This is a genomic window from Mesoflavibacter profundi (assembly GCF_014764305.1).
GTDB classification, from domain to species: domain Bacteria; phylum Bacteroidota; class Bacteroidia; order Flavobacteriales; family Flavobacteriaceae; genus Mesoflavibacter; species Mesoflavibacter profundi.
Genome location: NZ_CP061703.1, coordinates 881,734 through 896,979 on the forward strand (window position 1 = coordinate 881,734; position 15,246 = coordinate 896,979).

Annotated in this window: 16 protein-coding genes; 6 read left to right on the forward strand and 10 right to left on the reverse strand. The window is 32.3% G+C overall.

Features of this window, described 5'->3' with window-relative positions; translation table 11 throughout:
- Nucleotides 1–6 precede the first annotated feature (6 nt).
- The 3 genes from IFB02_RS04115 to IFB02_RS04125 are packed head-to-tail and all read left to right on the forward strand — an operon-like array spanning nt 7 to nt 2,395.
- The gene (locus IFB02_RS04115) at nt 7–795 is read left to right on the forward strand and encodes a DUF3050 domain-containing protein (protein WP_106686787.1); all 789 of its coding nucleotides are present in this window, start codon (nt 7–9) and stop codon (nt 793–795) included.
- A gap of 1 nt (nt 796) precedes the next feature.
- Entirely contained in the window at nt 797–1,492 is a 696-nt protein-coding gene (locus IFB02_RS04120; RefSeq protein WP_106686786.1) for an SGNH/GDSL hydrolase family protein, read from the forward strand.
- A 9-nt stretch (nt 1,493–1,501) separates the two neighbouring features.
- Nucleotides 1,502–2,395, forward strand: a complete 894-nt coding sequence (locus tag IFB02_RS04125; RefSeq protein WP_106686785.1) for a metallophosphoesterase — start codon at nt 1,502–1,504, stop codon at nt 2,393–2,395.
- 57 nt (nt 2,396–2,452) lie between these two features.
- On the opposite strand, the gene IFB02_RS04130 is transcribed toward IFB02_RS04125, so the two are convergent.
- The 7 genes from IFB02_RS04130 to trmB form a co-directional block, all read right to left on the reverse strand.
- Nucleotides 2,453–2,785, reverse strand: coding sequence for a 2Fe-2S iron-sulfur cluster-binding family protein (locus IFB02_RS04130; RefSeq protein ID WP_106686784.1), 333 nt, complete (start codon nt 2,783–2,785; stop codon nt 2,453–2,455).
- 1 nt (nt 2,786) lies between these two features.
- The gene (locus tag IFB02_RS04135; RefSeq protein WP_106686783.1) at nt 2,787–3,839 is read right to left on the reverse strand and encodes an NAD(P)/FAD-dependent oxidoreductase; all 1,053 of its coding nucleotides are present in this window, start codon (nt 3,837–3,839) and stop codon (nt 2,787–2,789) included.
- A 183-nt stretch (nt 3,840–4,022) separates the two neighbouring features.
- Nucleotides 4,023–4,262 (reverse strand): NifU family protein, encoded by a 240-nt coding sequence (locus IFB02_RS04140; protein WP_106686782.1) that lies wholly within the window; start codon nt 4,260–4,262, stop codon nt 4,023–4,025.
- Nucleotides 4,263–5,402: an Mrp/NBP35 family ATP-binding protein gene (locus tag IFB02_RS04145; protein WP_106686781.1), complete on the reverse strand. Its 1,140-nt coding sequence runs from the start codon at nt 5,400–5,402 to the stop codon at nt 4,263–4,265.
- A gap of 207 nt (nt 5,403–5,609) precedes the next feature.
- Nucleotides 5,610–5,939: an MGMT family protein gene (locus IFB02_RS04150; RefSeq protein WP_106686780.1), complete on the reverse strand. Its 330-nt coding sequence runs from the start codon at nt 5,937–5,939 to the stop codon at nt 5,610–5,612.
- The gene (locus IFB02_RS04155; RefSeq protein WP_106686779.1) at nt 5,936–6,565 is read right to left on the reverse strand and encodes a LysE family transporter; all 630 of its coding nucleotides are present in this window, start codon (nt 6,563–6,565) and stop codon (nt 5,936–5,938) included. The genes IFB02_RS04150 and IFB02_RS04155 overlap by 4 nt, the downstream gene beginning before the upstream one ends.
- A 3-nt stretch (nt 6,566–6,568) precedes the next feature.
- A complete protein-coding gene (gene trmB / locus IFB02_RS04160; protein WP_106686778.1) occupies nt 6,569–7,243 on the reverse strand; it encodes a tRNA (guanosine(46)-N7)-methyltransferase TrmB in 675 nt (224 codons plus the stop codon).
- 184 nt (nt 7,244–7,427) lie between these two features.
- On the opposite strand from trmB, the gene IFB02_RS04165 reads away from it, so the two are divergent.
- Nucleotides 7,428–8,483, forward strand: a complete 1,056-nt coding sequence (locus IFB02_RS04165; RefSeq protein ID WP_106686777.1) for a glycosyltransferase — start codon at nt 7,428–7,430, stop codon at nt 8,481–8,483.
- On the opposite strand, the gene IFB02_RS04170 is transcribed toward IFB02_RS04165, so the two are convergent.
- Both IFB02_RS04170 and IFB02_RS04175 read right to left on the reverse strand, forming a co-directional pair.
- The gene (locus tag IFB02_RS04170) at nt 8,464–9,426 is read right to left on the reverse strand and encodes a sensor histidine kinase (RefSeq protein WP_106687036.1); all 963 of its coding nucleotides are present in this window, start codon (nt 9,424–9,426) and stop codon (nt 8,464–8,466) included. The two genes, IFB02_RS04165 and IFB02_RS04170, sit on opposite strands and share 20 nt — an antisense overlap.
- 83 nt (nt 9,427–9,509) lie before the next feature.
- The gene (locus IFB02_RS04175) at nt 9,510–10,193 is read right to left on the reverse strand and encodes a response regulator transcription factor (RefSeq protein WP_106686776.1); all 684 of its coding nucleotides are present in this window, start codon (nt 10,191–10,193) and stop codon (nt 9,510–9,512) included.
- A 272-nt stretch (nt 10,194–10,465) separates the two neighbouring features.
- Between IFB02_RS04175 and IFB02_RS04180 the strand changes: the two genes are divergently transcribed.
- Both IFB02_RS04180 and IFB02_RS04185 read left to right on the forward strand, forming a co-directional pair.
- Entirely contained in the window at nt 10,466–12,793 is a 2,328-nt protein-coding gene (locus tag IFB02_RS04180; protein ID WP_158256252.1) for a T9SS type A sorting domain-containing protein, read from the forward strand.
- Nucleotides 12,794–12,866: 73 nt separating this feature from the next.
- Complete coding sequence (locus IFB02_RS04185) at nt 12,867–13,847, forward strand: long-chain-fatty-acid--protein ligase (protein WP_106686774.1); 981 nt, start codon at nt 12,867–12,869, stop codon at nt 13,845–13,847.
- Nucleotides 13,848–13,879: 32 nt separating this feature from the next.
- Here IFB02_RS04185 and tyrS read toward each other — a convergent pair whose 3' ends face one another.
- A complete protein-coding gene (gene tyrS, locus IFB02_RS04190) occupies nt 13,880–15,190 on the reverse strand; it encodes a tyrosine--tRNA ligase (RefSeq protein ID WP_106686773.1) in 1,311 nt (436 codons plus the stop codon).
- Nucleotides 15,191–15,246: the final 56 nt, after the last annotated feature.

Consider the following 15,246-nt stretch of genomic DNA (forward strand, 5'->3'; position numbering starts at 1 on the left):
AAGAAAATGTCTATAAAGAACGTAAAAGAAAAAATTGCTCCGCTTCAAAATCAATTATTAAATCATAGTTTATACCAAAACATAACAACAAATATAGATTTAGAGATATTCTTAAAGCATCATGTATTTGCTGTTTGGGATTTTATGTCACTTCTTAAAGCCTTGCAAAACAAATTAACTTGCACGACTTTACCATGGATACCAACAAAACATCCAGAAACAAGGTATTTAATAAACGAAATTGTTTTAGCCGAAGAAACAGATGTAGATATAAACGGTAATCACAAAAGCCATTACGAGATGTATCTAGACGCTATGAAAACTTATGGCGTATCAACCAATCAAATAGAACTATTCTTAGAATCTTCTTTAAGCTTAGGAAACATATTTGTTGCTATAAGAAACAGCAAATTACCTCAATCACTACAAGACTTTTTAGAATTTACGTTTAACGTTGCTATCGAAGGTCAACCACATCAAATTGCTGCTGCATTTACCTTTGGTCGCGAAGATTTAATCCCGAATATGTTTACAGAAATTTTAAAGAATTTTCAGCAAAATTTCCCTGAAAAAGACCTTTCTAAATTAGTGTATTACTTTGAAAGACATATCGAATTAGACGCAGACGAACATGGTCCTATGGCGTTGCAAATGATTGAAGAGCTTTGCGAAAATGACCAAAGAAAATGGAAAGAAGTAGAAGAAACATCTATACTAGCTCTAGAAAAGCGTATCGCACTTTGGAATGGTATAGAAAGTGAAATTTTAGAAAGTAAAGAAGTAGTATCTTTATAGTATGAAATTTCTATTTTATCTTTTTAGTATTGCAGTAATTCTATTGCTTAGTTGTACATCAACTAATAAAGTTTTAAAGAACGAAGCCAAATCGCAAAATAACAATTATAATATACTATCTCTTGGTGACAGCTACACCATTGGAGAAAGTGTTTGCGAAACGTGCAGATTTCCAGAGCAACTCAAAGACAGTTTGAGTAACAATACAAAAGACACTTCTTTCAATTTAAAGATTGTAGCAACAACAGGCTGGACTACGACCAATTTATTAAACGGAATTAGCAATGAAAATCTACCAAACAACTACGATTTAGTCACCTTATTAATTGGTGTAAACAATCAATATCAAGGAAAAGATTTTTCAATTTATGAAAAAGAATTTCCAGAACTTGTAGACATAGCTATAACTAAAGCGAAAGGCGATAAAAAAAGAGTTATTGTCGTTTCAATTCCTGATTATACTTACACTCCTTTTGGAAAAGAAAACACAACTATTTCTTCAGAAATTGATACTTATAACGCTTTCGCGGAAAATTATTGCAACGCTAATAACATTACTTTTGTAAACATTACAGATATTACTAGAAATGGATTAGAAGATACAGATTTGGTCGCTTCTGATGGTTTACATCCTTCCAAAAAAGCCTATAGTTTATTTGTTGAACGTTTATTACCTTACGCTTTAGAAAAACTTTAGCGTAAGATTATGTTTTCAGCAAAGAAAAGATTAGACAAAGCTTATCAAAATGCTCACGTTGTTCCTTTTGATGACAACTCCAAATTTATACTATTTAGCGATTGTCATCGAGGCGATAATAGTTTTGCAGACGATTTTGCCAATAACCGAAACATCTATTACCACGCATTAAAACACTACTACGTAGAAGGTTTTAATTATGCCGAACTAGGCGATGGTGATGAGCTTTGGGAAAACATATCTTTCTCTTCAATTTTAAACGCACATAAAAACGTTTATGAATTAATGCAACTATTTCACAAAAAGAATCGTTTGCATATGATTTGGGGAAATCATGATATGGTGTATCGTAATCCTGATACGGTTAAGAAAAATCTATCCACTTATTTTGACCCAAAAGTTGGCGAAGAAGTAGAACTTTTTGGCGATATTAAATATCATGAAGCTATAGTTTTAAAACACAAAGACACTAATCAAGAGATCTTTTTAACACATGGTCATCAAGCAGATTGGTGGAATTACAATTTCTGGAAATGGAGTCGGTTTTTAGTTAGAATTTTATGGAAACCATTAAATGTTATGGGAATAGCAGATCCAACAAGTCCTGCAAAAAACTACAAAGAACTAATTAAAGTAGAACGTCGTACCAAAAAATGGATTACAGACAACAATAATCTAATGACCATTGTTGGTCATACACATAGACCGCGTTTTCCAGAACCTGGTGACATTGCTTTTTTTAACGATGGTAGTTGCGTACATCCTAGAAGCATCACTGGTATTGAAATAGAAAACGGTTCAATCTCTTTAATAAAATGGCAAATTGCTACCAAAGAAGATGGCACACTTCAAATTGTTAGAGTATTGCTAGAAGGACCAAGAAGATTGATAGATTATAGATAAAAAAATTCCTGCATAAAGCAGGAATCTATTTTATAATTTTGAATCTCAAATAAGTATTTAACTTTCAGGAGCCAATTCTACTTCTAAGCCTTCTAATTCTGGCGTGATTTGTATTTGACAACCTAATCTTGAGTTATCTTTTACGTAAAAAGCTTCACTTAGCATTGCCTCTTCATCATCTTGCATTTCTGGTAATTCGGTATCACTTAAAACATAACATTGACAACTAGCACACATTGCCATACCACCACAAACACCAATAGTTCCTTCTGGAGCAAGCTCGTAACTACGTACAACTTCCATTAAATTCATAGCCATGTCTGTTGGCGCAACCACTTCGTGTGTAACACCATCACGATCAGTAATTTTAATATTTATGTCCTGTTCCATTTTATTCAATCTTTTTTACTACTGCTTTAGGTGCTTCTTTACGTGAACCATCAAAACCATCTACACCAGCAACAGTAGTATATTTTAATACATAACGTTTACCTGGATTAATAATTTGATAAGCAGATTGACACATTAAAGTAGCTTCATGGAAACCACAAAGTATTAACTTTAATTTACCTGGATATGTGTTTACATCACCAATAGCATATATCCCAGGAATGTTAGTTTGATAATCTAACGCATTGTTTACTTTAATGGCATTTTTTTCTATTTCTAATCCCCAATTTGCAATTGGTCCAAGTTTAGGAGACAAACCAAATAAAGGCACAAAATGATCACATTCTTTATTGTAAGTTTTTGCGTCTTGTTTGATGGTTACCGCTTCTACTTTACCGTTACCTTCTATGCCAATCACTTCTGCTGGAGTAATTAGATTAATTTTTCCTGCAGATTTTAATTCTTGTACTTTTTCTACTGAATCTAAATGACCTCTAAACTCATTACGTCTATGTATTAACGTAACTTCTTCGGCAACATCACTTAAAAAGATACTCCAATCTAAAGCAGAGTCGCCGCCTCCAGCAATAACTACTTTTTTACCACGATAGATTTCTGGTTCTTTAATCATGTACTCTACACCTTTATCTTCGTAATCTGCTAGATTATCAATTAAAGGTTTACGTGGCTCAAAACTACCTAATCCACCAGCAATAGCAACTACTGGCGCATGGTGTTTTGTGCCTTTATTTGTGGTAACAATAAATGAACCGTCGTCTTGTTTTTCTATGGTATCTGCTCGCTCACCTAACGTAAATCCTGGTTCAAACTGCTTACATTGTTCCATTAATTTATGCGTTAAATCTCCTGCTAAAATTTCTGGATACGCTGGTATATCATAGATTGGTTTTTTGGGATAAATCTCTGAACATTGTCCACCTGGTTGTGGTAATGCGTCTATTAAATGACATTTTAGTTTTAGTAATCCTGCTTCAAAGACTGCAAAAAGTCCTGTTGGTCCTGCGCCTATGATTAGTATATCTGTTTTAATCATCTTTTAAAATTGTTTTACACAAATGTAAAAGGTTAATCTGTTGTGGCTTATGATTTTTGTCAGCTTTACGCCTGCGTTAGCGATAGTAGTGGCATCCTTTTTTTGCTTCTAAAAATTTGATTGTCGTACAAATCTATTTGCAAAAAAAGATATAACGAATAGCGCGACCCTTGTGGTAACGCCTTAAGCACTAATATTTGTAACTTTTTCTATTTGAGGCGCGTATTTTTTTATTGTCATTTCTACACCAGACTTTAATGTCATTTGGTTGACACTACATGAGATACATGCGCCTTGTAGTTGCACTGTAACTTCGTTGTTTTCTATGGAAATTAATTCTATATCGCCACCATCATTTTGTAAAAAAGGACGGATTTCTTCTAATGCTTTTTCTACGTTTAGTCTTAACTCTTGTGTTGTCATCTATTTTTTATTTACTGCAGAGCAGCCTGCCATAGTTGTTATTTTAATTGCTTCGGTTTCTGGTAAATTTTCGTTACGATTTACCACTTCTTGCACCACATTTTGCGTTAATTTTTCAAAAGCTTTCTCTGTTGGTGTTGCTACTTGCATTGCTGCTGGACGACCAACATCACCTGCTTCTCTAATGCTTTGTACTAAAGGAATTTCTCCTAGTAAAGGCACTTGTAAATCTTCTGCTAAATGTTTTGCGCCTTCTTTACCAAAGATATAATATTTATTATTTGGAAGTTCTTCTGGAGTAAAATAAGCCATGTTCTCTATAATTCCTAAAACTGGAACATTAATACTGTCTTGTTGGAACATTGCCACTCCTTTTTTAGCATCTGCTAAAGCTACGTTTTGTGGCGTACTTACTACAACTGCTCCTGTTATTGGTAAGGATTGCATGATACTTAAGTGAATATCTCCTGTACCTGGTGGCAAGTCTAAAAGTAAGAAATCTAATTCTCCCCAAGCGGCATCAAAAATCATTTGATTTAAGGCTTTTGCAGCCATAGGTCCACGCCATATTACTGCTTGATCTGGTTTTGTAAAAAAGCCTATAGATAATATTTTTACACCGTAATTTTCTACAGGTTTCATTTTAGATTTACCGTCAACTGTAACAGATAATGGTTTTTCCATTTCTACATCAAACATAATTGGCATTGATGGTCCATAAATATCTGCATCTAAAACTCCAACTTTAAAGCCCATTTTTGCTAACATTATTGCTAGGTTAGCGGTAACTGTAGATTTTCCTACGCCACCTTTTCCTGACGCTACTGCTACAATGTTTTGTATTCCTGGAATTGGCTTTCCTTTTATTGTATTTGCTTGCGGCTTTTCTGGCGCATCTACTTTAACATTAACTTTAATTTTTGCTTTTTCATAAACGTGTTTATGAATAGCTTGTAGTATTTCTACTTCTGTTTTTTTACGTGCTTGTAAGGATGGATTTTTAATGGTTATGTCTACTATAACCTCATCACCAAATGTTACAATATTTTTTACAGCGCCACTTTCGACCATATTTTGTCCTTCTCCTGGTACTGTAATTGTTTCTAATGCTTTAAGTATATCTTTTTTTTCTAATTTCATAAGTCTATTTTATCGTCTTACGATTTTGTATGATTATTAAGTCGGAATTTATCTTAAAGATTTACTTTTCTTATTAGATTTTATAAATATTAATCTAAAAACCAGCTTATTAGTTTCTAATTTTATTTAGACTGCAAATATACTACTTATTGAGTGAAGATAAATACTAGTTTAAAAGAAGTTTTTTTATTGCCATATAAGCAATTTTTATAGGTGTTTTTGTGGATCCCAAAAGACTGTTTCAAAATCTCGAATTTGGTTTTCTTTTACCTTTATACCTTCACTTTCTAACAGCTGCTGCATTAGGTTTGTGCCTTCAAAATGATGTTTTCCTGTAAGTAATCCTTTTCTATTAACTACACGATGTGCTGGCACGTCTTTGTTGTGTGATCCATTCATGGCATAACCTACTAATCTTGCACTTCTTTTTGCGCCTAAGTAGCTTGCTATTGCACCGTAAGATGTTACTCTACCATAAGGTATTAATCTTGCGACCTCATAAACCTTTTCGTAAAAACTTAAGGTTTCTGGTTTCATAAATCTTTTAAAATATTGATTAGTGTTACTATAGCTATAATTGCTGTTATTGCTCCTATGCTATAATTCATGTTTTTTTGTGATTTTATTTTTTTACTTTTTATTTTTTCGAATAAAAACACATACACATATAGCATTACAAATGTACCTGTAGCTGCGCCTGCTACGTAAGAAGTGATACCTATATTATTAAAATTAAGCCAACCAAAACCTGCTAAAGTTAAACTCATATATGCTTGATATGGTATTGGAAACACATTTAATGCAGATAACAACATGCCATAAAAAAACCTACTTTGCTTACTACGTTTTGATTGTTCTATTTTTGGTTGTGGTTTTTTCTTTGCCAGTACAAAAAAATAAATTGCTATTAGAACAAATAATACAAATGCAACACGTTGCAGCACTTTAATTACCTCTGGATGCATGCTTAAGTATCTAGCAAATATTACAGCTATTAATGTTTGAAAAATAACGACAATACAAACTCCTAAAGAGAAAATTAATCCACGACTATATCCTTCTTTCAGGCTTATTTTAGCTGCTGTCATGTTAAGTAATCCTGGCGGAATTACACCAACTAATGCGATTAGAAGACTTAAAAAAAATGTGATAGTAAGGTCCAAAGGTTAATTAATTTTGAATCTAATATACGTAATTGGTTTGTTTTGTTCTAAATATTGACTCTCATAAAAGGTTTGTATCGCTGTAACTTCTTCTGGACTTCCTTCTTGTCTATACACATCGTTGTTAGCATATAAAACTTCATGACCTTCGCCATGTAATAGACCTAAGGTGTAACCGTGCATAAATTCGGAATCTGTTTTTAAATTCATTATACCGTCTGGTTTTAAAACATTTTTATAACGCTGTAAAAAAGCCGAATTTGTCATACGATGTTTTGTACGTTTATATTTTATTTGAGGATCTGGAAATGTTATCCAAATTTCGTCTACTTCATTTTTTGCAAAAACGTATTCTATTAATTCTATTTGTGTACGTATAAAGGCAACGTTAGGAATATTTTCTTCTACTGCGGTTTTTGCGCCTCGCCAAAAACGTGCTCCTTTTATATCTATTCCTATAAAGTTTTTATTTGGGAATTTTTGTGCTAATGCTACACTATACTCGCCTTTACCACAACCAAGCTCTAAAACTATTGGATTATTATTTTTAAAAACTTTTTCGTTCCAAAATCCTTTATACTGGTAGGTTTGATCTACTAACTCTGATCTTGTTGGTTGAAATACATTTGAAAAGGTTTCGTTTTCTTTAAATCGTTTTAGTTTATTCTTGCTTCCCACTTTTTAACTATTTGTTATTTATGGCGTAAAATTAAGGAAATATACCTTAGCAGTATTATACTTATCTTTGAAATTAGTCTTTTTGCGTTAAGGATGGTAGTGACATCCTTTTTTTGCTTCGATAAATGGCAAAAAAAGATATAACGAACAGCCTGACCCTTGTGGTAACGCCCAAATTTTTATAATGAAGAAAAAAATTCTTGTTGCACCTTTAAATTGGGGAATTGGTCATGCGACGCGTTGCATACCTATTATTAATGCACTTATTGATCAAAATTTTGAACCTATTATTGCTAGTGATGGCGCTGCTTTAAATTTGCTTAAAAAAGAATTTAATGCTTTAAAATTTATTGAGTTACCTAGTTACAATGTTACTTACAGTAAAACTAAAAATAGCTTTAAATGGCGCTTATTTAGGCAATTACCTAAAATAAAATCTGCTATATATAAAGAACAAAAAGTTGTTGACACCATTGTTAAAGAGCTTTGTATTGATGGTATAATAACTGATAACAGAATGGGTGTTTTTAGTAAATCTGTCCCTTCTGTTTTTATGACGCATCAATTAAATGTTCTTAGCGGTAATACTACAAAATTAAGCACATCTTTACATGATTATTATTTAAAGAAGTTTGACGAGTGTTGGGTCCCGGATTTTGAAAACTCACCTAATTTAAGCGGAAAACTTGGTCACGACTTTAATAAAAAAGTGTTGCCTATAAAATATATTGGCGTTTTAAGTAGACTTGAAAAAGAACGTTTAAATTCTGAATTTGATATTATGGTTTTACTTTCTGGTCCTGAGCCACAACGCGGATTATTAGAGAAGAAATTATTTGAAGAGTTAACTAATTTTGAAGGTAATATCTTATTTGTTAAAGGTAAAATTGAAGATAAGCAACAGATTGAAAAAAAACAGCAGTTTACTATTTATAATTTTATGACTTCCGTTGATTTGCAACACGCTTTAAATTGTTGTGATTTAGTTATATCACGCTCTGGATACACTACTGTGATGGATCTAGCCAAGTTGGGTAAAAAAGCATTTTTTATACCTACACCTGGACAATTTGAACAAGAATATTTAGCTGAAAATTTAGAAAAGCAAGGCATTATACCTAGTTGTAATCAAAAAGACTTTTCTTTAAAACAACTTGATAGGCTTAATAATTTTACTGGTTTTAATGCTTTAGATTGTAATACAGACTTTGAGAGTTTGTTTAAGCTTTTTCTAAAGTAAAAGAAAATTCGCTACCAACGTTTACTTCACTTTCTACATAAATTTTTTCGTCGTGTGCTTCTATAATATGTTTTACTATAGAAAGCCCTAAACCAGATCCGCCTTCTTTACGCGATCCACTTTTGTCTACACGATAAAAACGCTCGAATAATCTAGGCAAATGCTCTTTGCCAATACCTTCACCATTATCGGTTACTCTAACAATTACTTTGTTTTTTATTAGCTTTTCAATACTTATTTCAGTCGTTCCATTTTGAAAACCGTATTTAATAGAATTTACAACCAAATTAGTTAATACTTGCTGAATCCTTTCTTCATCACCTTTTACTAATATTGGCTGCTTGTAATCCATATCAAACGTTAGTGTGATTTTTTTCTTAGCAGCTTTCATCTCTAGTAGATCAAATACGCTTTTTACGAGCTCTACAATATCAAAGGTCGAAATATTTAATCTTAAATCACCAACTTCTAACTTGGTAATCATGTCTAAATCTTTAACTATATAGATTAACCGTTCTACACCTTTATTGGCTCTTTCAAGATATTTTTCGGCAACTTTTTTATCCTTTATCGCGCCATCAAGTAATGTTTCTATATAACCTTGAACAGTAAAAAGTGGTGTTTTTAATTCGTGCGAAACGTTACCTATAAATTCTTTACGATATTCTTCTCGTACTTTTAAAGTCTCTATTTCTAACTTTTTATCTTTTGCGTACTGATCTATTTGTTTAGTAAGCGTTGCCATATCTGTAGTTATACTATGTTTTCTAAAACTAGCAGACTCTAAAAGCGTTAAATCTTTATATATTTTGTTTATACGTTTGTATATAAATTTTTCTACTCTATATTGAATGATTAAGAAAGAAAATCCGTAAGTAAATATTGCAAAAAACAGTAAATGCTTAAAGTTTATTGTATAGAAGATATACAAAAAAACACTCATTAAGAGCGTTAAAAAAATGGTGATTAAAAACGATGTTTTTAATGCAAATTTGTATGTTTTTTTAAGTTTCAAATAAAAATATTTTATTCGACAAATTTATAACCAACACCTTTTACAGTTTTAAAGCTATCATCGCCTATTTTTTCTCTTAGTTTTCTTATGTGAACATCTATAGTACGTCCTCCAACGACTACTTCGTTACCCCAAACACGGTCTAAAATATCTTCTCTTTTAAATACTTTTCCTGGTTTTGAGGCTAGCAAAGATAAGAGTTCAAATTCTTTTCTTGGTAAAATAATTTCGTCTGTACCAAGTATAACTTTGTACTCGTCTCTATTAATAGTTAATTTTCCTATTTTAAGGATAGATTTGTTTGCCTCGTCTGGCTTTAATCGTCTTAATAATGCCTTTACTTTACTAATTAGTACTTTTGGTTTTATTGGCTTTGTAATATAATCATCTGCACCAGCATCAAACCCAGCTACTTGAGAATAATCTTCACCTCTTGCTGTTAAAAAAGTAATAATAGTACTGCTTAACTCTGGTACTTTTCTAATAGCTTCACAAGCTTCAATACCATCCATTTCTGGCATCATAACGTCTAATATGATAAGTTGCGGTTTTTCTTTTTTAGCTTTTTTTATGGCTTGTACACCATTTTCGGCAGTTACAACTTGGTAACCTTCTGCACTTAAATTATATCCAACGATTTCTAAAATATCTGGTTCGTCATCGACTAATAAGATTTTTATGTCCTTTTTATTCATTAGAATAGTATTGAGATTGAAAATTTTAACGTAAAGATAAAATTATTAATATTAAAAGCTGTTTTTTAATCATTGATAACAATAAAATAACATATATAAAACAACTTAATACAGTTTCAAGTTTTTAATAAACAGAAATATACAATATTTTACTAACCAATAAGTTAAGATTTAATGTTATATAATTGTAAAAAGTGTTATAGTCTTCACAAATGTTACTGCTATGCCAAAAAACTATGTATATTTGTAGTTCTAATTTTACAATTATAATTATGAAAAAACTTTACTTTTTATTATTAACATTAATATCTTTTAGCTTTGCTAATGCGCAAGGATTAGAAGATTTTACCAACAGTAACGCGACATCAAGTTATGCTGATAACAACTTTGTTGGAAATAACGGTATCACTTGGACTTATGTAGCTTCAAGAGATGGTAATAACGATACTAATGGATCTGGAATTAACTTACCTGCTCTTATGTTAAGAAGAGTTTCTGACGGTAGTAAAATAACTTCAAGTTCTATATCTGGAGGAATTGGTGATTTTTCTGTTAAACTTTATAAAGGATTTACTGGTGCTGGAGACAGACAAGTAGAATTATTTGTAAATGGAGTTTCTCAAGGATTATCTACTCCTTTTGATGATTTTAATGAACAAACTTTTACAGTAACTGGTATAAACATTGCTGGTAATGTTGTTATTGAAATTGCTAACGTTACTTCTAGACAAGTTATTATAGATGATATTTCTTGGACTGGATTTTCTACAGCTTGTGGAATCACTTTAGGAACATCTTCATATACATGTAACTCTAATACTGTTGGAGACAATAATGATGGCGTAACTATTAACATACCTTACACAGGTGTAGACGCTGCAATTACTGCTGTTACTACAACATCTGCTGGAACTGTTGGTGGAGATGATCCATCTACTGTATCTAATGGAACAATAACAATTTCAGGTTTATCTGAAGGTGATGCATGGGATATTAACTTTACAGGTGGAGATTGTGGTGCAATATCTACATCAGGAACTGTACCTGCTGCAGAATGTGATCCAATTCCTAATACTTGTTTCGATTTAAGTGCTGGTGCTGAATTATTTGAATTAGTTGCTGTTACTACAAATACAAGTAGTAATAATAATGGTACTTGGTCTGAATCTGCAGGAACTTATTCTGCTAACGCATATTGTGGTGGTGGATGTACAGAACCAGTAGAAAGCTGGTTAATCTTCGGTCCTTTAGATATGACAGGTGTAACAGATTTAGCTTTAGCTTTTGATGCTGCTGAAAGTTTTGGTATTACAGATTTAAATGTAGCTTATACTGCTGCTTATTCTGGTTGTCCTACAGGATCAACTTGGACTACAGCTCAAACTATATCTACTGCTGGATCTTACAGTGTAGATTTATCTGCTGCTACTGGTACAGATGTTTTTGTAGGAATACAATACTTAGATGATGGTACAGATGGATACTCTGGATGGAGTCTTTCTAACGTAGCTTTAGAAGCATTTGGTGCTTGCCCAACTTTAGGAACAAGACCTACATCTACATGTGCTGTTTGTGATGTAACTTTAGGTACTGAAAACTATGTATGTTTAGGTAACACTACTGGAGCTGGAAACGATATGGTAACTGTAGAAATTCCTTATGCTGGTGTTGAAGGAACAATTACTTCATTATCTACTACTTCTGCAGGAACAATTGGAGGAGATGATCCTGCTACAATTGCAGATGGTACAATTACTATTACAGGTCTTGGAGAAGGTGATTCTTGGGATTTAACAATTAATGGTGGTGATTGTGACGGAACTACAATTTCTGGAACAATTGCAGCTACAAACTGTGACCCTTCATTTTTAGTAATAAATGAAATTTTAGCAGATCCTGATGCTACAACTGGTGATGCTAACGGAGATGGTACTGTAAGTACTTCTCAAGATGAATTTATAGAACTTTACAACATTGGTGCTGCAGATATTGATTTAACAGATTATGTAATCGCTGATGGTGCTTCAGATAGACACGTTTTCCCTGCTGGAACAATTTTAGCTCCTAATACATTTATAACTGTATTTGGTGGTGGTACTCCAACTGGAATAGATTTTATGACTCAAGTAGCTTCTACTGGTGGATTAGGTTTAAACAATGGTGGTGACACTGTTACTATTAGAAATGCTAGTGGTGTAACTGCTGCAACTTACACTTATGGTAGCGAAGCTGGAAACAATCAATCTATTGCGAGAGAACCAGATTATACTGGTGCTTTTGTACCTCACTTATCTCATACTACTAATCCTGTACAATTTACTCCAGGAGCAGCAAATGATGGAAGTACTTTATCTAATGTAGAATTCAATAAAGCTAACTTCAGCATTTACCCTAACCCAACAAATACAGGTGTAGTTAACATTGTTACTACTTCTAATGAAGCTGTAAACGTAACAGTATTTGATTTATTAGGTAAAAAAGTAATCACTAAAACATTAAGCAACAACACATTAAATGTATCTAGCTTAAAGTCTGGTGTATACTTATTAAACATCGAACAAAACGGAGCTTCAACTACTAAGAAATTAGTTATTGAATAATCTTTATTAGATATAAATTTAAAAAGCGTTGCTAGTAGCAACGCTTTTTTATTTTACATACTTTTGTATTCCTATGAATCTCACAAAAGACATTTTTAACATTACTACAGAAGAAGCTTTTAAAACACAAGCATTAAACGTGTTTAAATTTCAATATGAAAATAATAGCGTCTATCGTTCTTTTTGTGATTTATTGTATAAAAATCCAAGTGATGTTAACCAATTACATCAAATACCGTTTTTACCTATTCAGTTTTTTAAATCTCGTGAGGTAATAAGTAGTAAAGCGCCAACTGAAATTACTTTTTCTAGCAGTGGTACAACAGGACAAATTACCAGTAAACATCATGTGACCGATTTAAAAATTTACGAAGACAGCTTTAAAAAAGGATTCTCTCATTTTTATGGTAATGTAGAAGAATATACCATCTTAGCATTATTACCTAATTATTTACAGCGCGAAGGCTCTTCTTTAGTCTACATGGTTGACCATTTAATTAAAGACTCTAAACAGCCTAAAAGTGGATTTTATTTAAACAATTTAGATGAATTAAAAGACACTTTACTTCAACTTGAAAATGAAGGTAAAAAGACGCTACTAATTGGCGTGTCTTTTGCGCTTTTAGATTTGATTGAACGTTATCAATTCAACTTAAAAAACACCATTATTATGGAAACTGGTGGCATGAAAGGTAAACGAAAAGAATTGATAAGAGAAGAATTACATCAACTACTAAAAACTGGTTTTGGAGTTGATCAAATACATAGTGAATATGGTATGACCGAACTTTTAAGCCAAGCCTATTCTAAAGGCAATGGTGTTTTTACTTGTCCACCTTGGATGAAAACTTTAACAAGAGATACCGAAGATGCGCTTACTGTGCATCACACCAAAAGAACTGGTGGAATAAATGTTATTGACTTAGCAAATATTAACTCCTGTTCGTTTATTGCGACACAAGATTTAGGAAGACTACTAACAGACTCCGATTTTGAAATTATTGGTCGTTTTGATAATAGTGATATAAGAGGTTGTAATCTTATGGTTTTATAATAAAAAAAGGCTTGTGTAAACAAGCCTTTTTTTTATACAATCTTAATAATAAATGTTTTTTTCTTACCTCTATTAATGACAACATATTTATCATTAATCAAGTCTTCTGTGGTTATCACATAATCTTCACCAACTTTGTCTTTATTTACAGATACCGAGTTTTCTTTTAAAGCACGACGTGCTTCACCATTACTTGCTAAAAAGTTAGTCTCGGCAGACAGCGCAGCAATCATGTCTAATCCTGCTTCAATTTTATCTTTACCAACTTCGGCTTGTGGCACACCTTCAAAAACCTCTAAGAATAAATTTTCATTTAATTGCTTAATTTCATTTTTAAAGTCTTTACTAAAAAGGATTTGTGATGCTTTTACTGCATTTTCATATTCCTCTTTACTATGTACAAACGTTGTTACTTCTTCGGCTAATTTTTTCTGTAAAGCTCTAAAACCTGGATTCTCTTTATGTTCTGCAATTAACGTATCGATTGTGTCTTTATCTAAAAATGTAAAGATTTTGATATACTTTTCTGCATCTTCATCTGTTGTGTTTAACCAGAATTGGTAGAATTTGTAAACGCTAGTTTTATCGGCATCTAACCATACGTTACCACCTTCACTTTTACCAAATTTAGATCCGTCTGCTTTTGTAATTAACGGGCAAGTCATAGCGTAAGCTTTTGCTGTATCATCACCAACATTCATACGTCTTACCAGTTCTGTTCCTGTAGTTATGTTTCCCCATTGATCACTTCCTCCCATTTGTAATTTACAATTCATGGATTTATGCAAGTGGTAAAAATCATATCCTTGTATTAATTGGTAGGTAAACTCGGTAAAACTCATACCAACGCTACCTTCATCTCCGCTTAAACGTTTTTTTACAGAGTCTTTTGCCATCATGTAATTAACGGTAATACGCTTTCCTACATCACGAGCAAAATCTATAAAACTAAAGTTTTTCATCCAGTCGTAGTTATTCACTAAAACTGGTGCGTTTTTTTCATCTGAATTAAAATCTAAAAATCTTGACAATACGTTTTTTATACCAGCAACATTATGATTTAAAGTTGCTTCGTCTAACAAATTACGCTCATCACTTTTACCAGAAGGATCTCCAATCATACCTGTTGCGCCACCAACTAAAGCTATTGGTTTGTGACCTGCTTTTTGTAAATGCACTAATAAAATTATAGGCACTAAACTACCAATATGTAAAGAGTCTGATGTTGGATCAAATCCAATATAAGCAGTGGTCATTTCTTTATCAAGTTGCTCTTCTGTACCAGGCATGATATCGTGTACCATTCCTCTCCAACGTAATTCTTCTACAAATGCGTTTGCCATTTTAATTCATTTTAATAGTGAATTCGCAAAGATAAAAATAGTGTTATAAAAAGTGT

What these genes read in the sequence shown, in the direction of transcription:
- IFB02_RS04120 (WP_106686786.1), top strand. Translation starts at nt 797, where the DNA reads ATGAAATTTCTATTTTATCTTTTTAGTATTGCAGTAATTCTATTGCTT.
- IFB02_RS04180 (WP_158256252.1), top strand. Translation starts at nt 10,466, where the DNA reads ATGAAAAAACTTTACTTTTTATTATTAACATTAATATCTTTTAGCTTT.
- IFB02_RS04145 (WP_106686781.1), bottom strand. Translation starts at nt 5,402, where the DNA reads ATGAAATTAGAAAAAAAAGATATACTTAAAGCATTAGAAACAATTACA.
- IFB02_RS04115 (WP_106686787.1), top strand. Translation starts at nt 7, where the DNA reads ATGTCTATAAAGAACGTAAAAGAAAAAATTGCTCCGCTTCAAAATCAA.
- IFB02_RS04140 (WP_106686782.1), bottom strand. Translation starts at nt 4,262, where the DNA reads ATGACAACACAAGAGTTAAGACTAAACGTAGAAAAAGCATTAGAAGAA.
- IFB02_RS04135 (WP_106686783.1), bottom strand. Translation starts at nt 3,839, where the DNA reads ATGATTAAAACAGATATACTAATCATAGGCGCAGGACCAACAGGACTT.
- IFB02_RS04125 (WP_106686785.1), top strand. Translation starts at nt 1,502, where the DNA reads ATGTTTTCAGCAAAGAAAAGATTAGACAAAGCTTATCAAAATGCTCAC.
- IFB02_RS04165 (WP_106686777.1), top strand. Translation starts at nt 7,428, where the DNA reads ATGAAGAAAAAAATTCTTGTTGCACCTTTAAATTGGGGAATTGGTCAT.
- IFB02_RS04150 (WP_106686780.1), bottom strand. Translation starts at nt 5,939, where the DNA reads ATGAAACCAGAAACCTTAAGTTTTTACGAAAAGGTTTATGAGGTCGCA.
- IFB02_RS04175 (WP_106686776.1), bottom strand. Translation starts at nt 10,193, where the DNA reads ATGAATAAAAAGGACATAAAAATCTTATTAGTCGATGACGAACCAGAT.
- tyrS (WP_106686773.1), bottom strand. Translation starts at nt 15,190, where the DNA reads ATGGCAAACGCATTTGTAGAAGAATTACGTTGGAGAGGAATGGTACAC.
- IFB02_RS04130 (WP_106686784.1), bottom strand. Translation starts at nt 2,785, where the DNA reads ATGGAACAGGACATAAATATTAAAATTACTGATCGTGATGGTGTTACA.
- IFB02_RS04170 (WP_106687036.1), bottom strand. Translation starts at nt 9,426, where the DNA reads ATGAGTGTTTTTTTGTATATCTTCTATACAATAAACTTTAAGCATTTA.
- IFB02_RS04185 (WP_106686774.1), top strand. Translation starts at nt 12,867, where the DNA reads ATGAATCTCACAAAAGACATTTTTAACATTACTACAGAAGAAGCTTTT.